The sequence below is a fragment of the Vibrio sp. bablab_jr001 genome, assembly GCF_016464285.1.
Taxonomy (GTDB): Bacteria; Pseudomonadota; Gammaproteobacteria; order Enterobacterales; family Vibrionaceae; genus Vibrio; species Vibrio fluvialis.
The window spans coordinates 1-462 of the sequence record NZ_JACDWZ010000053.1; the positions used below are offsets into that span (position 1 = coordinate 1).

Here is a 462-nt window from a genome sequence, read left to right on the forward strand (position 1 = left end):
ACCCAGGAATTCACGCGCGGCTTGGATTTCGTCAGCGCCCAGAGGAGCACCGTGACAATCGTGTGAGCCAGCTTTGTTTGGCGAGCCGAAACCGATGATGGTTTTGGTGCAGATCAGTGTTGGACGAGGATCGGCTTTTGCCGCTTCAATCGCTGCGTTGATCGCATCTGAATCGTGACCATCAACCGCTGGAATCACATGCCAGCCGTAAGCTTCAAAGCGTTTTGGAGTGTCGTCTGAGAACCAGCCTTCCACGTGACCGTCGATCGAGATGCCGTTGTCATCCCAGAAAGCGATCAGTTTGCCGAGGCCCAGAGTGCCAGCCAGTGAACACGCTTCGTGCGAGATGCCTTCCATCAGACAGCCGTCGCCCAGGAACACGTACGTGAAGTGGTCAACAATATCGTGGCCCGGTTTATTGAACTGCGCTGCCAGTGCTTTTTCTGCAATCGCCATACCTAC

At 55.0% G+C, this 462-nt stretch carries 1 pseudogene; it reads right to left on the reverse strand.

Annotated features, from left to right (window positions below):
• Positions 1-462: pseudogene (locus JIG40_RS23035) on the reverse strand (transketolase); the annotation flags it as partial.